Annotated in this window: 1 protein-coding gene; it reads left to right on the forward strand. The window is 60.3% G+C overall.

All coding sequences use genetic code 11. The annotated features are described in order from the left end of the window. Positions 1-609, forward strand: a 609-nt coding sequence (locus GRP75_RS28860) for an AMP-binding protein (protein WP_160791104.1), incomplete at both ends; no start/stop codon positions are given.

Raw genomic sequence — 609 nt, forward strand, 5'->3', positions numbered from 1 at the left:
TGACCTACCGCGAGCTGAACGAGCGATCCAACCGCCTTGCGCGGAAGCTGCGGGAGACGGGAGTAGAAGCGGACCAGCTGGTAGCGATTCTGGCCGAACGCTCGCTCGATATGGTTGTGGGCATTCTGGCGATTCTCAAAGCGGGCGGAGCCTACGTGCCTGTCGATCCCGACTACCCGGAGGAGCGCATCCGCTTCATGATCGAGGATTCGGGCGCGCCGTTATTGCTGATTCAAAAGCATCTGCACGAGAAGACCGACTTCGCAGGAACGCGCCTCGAATTGGACGATTTCGTTTGGGGCGACAGAGGGGCGGACGCCGCCGATGCGCTGGACGCTTCGAACCTGGAGCCGATTTCCGGGCCGGGCAACCTGGCTTATGTCATCTACACGTCGGGAACGACCGGCAGACCGAAAGGAACGCTGATCGAGCATAAGAACGTCGTGCGGCTCCTGTTCAACGACAAGAACCTGTTCGACTTCGGGCCGTCCGACACGTGGACGCTGTTCCACTCGTTCTGCTTCGATTTCTCCGTCTGGGAAATGTACGGAGCGCTGCTGAACGGAGGCAAGCTGGTCATCGTACCGCCGCTCACGGCGAAAAATCCGG

Origin of the sequence: Paenibacillus sp. OT2-17 (genome assembly GCF_009827695.1) — a bacterium.
Lineage (GTDB): Bacteria > Bacillota > Bacilli > Paenibacillales > Paenibacillaceae > Paenibacillus > Paenibacillus polymyxa_B.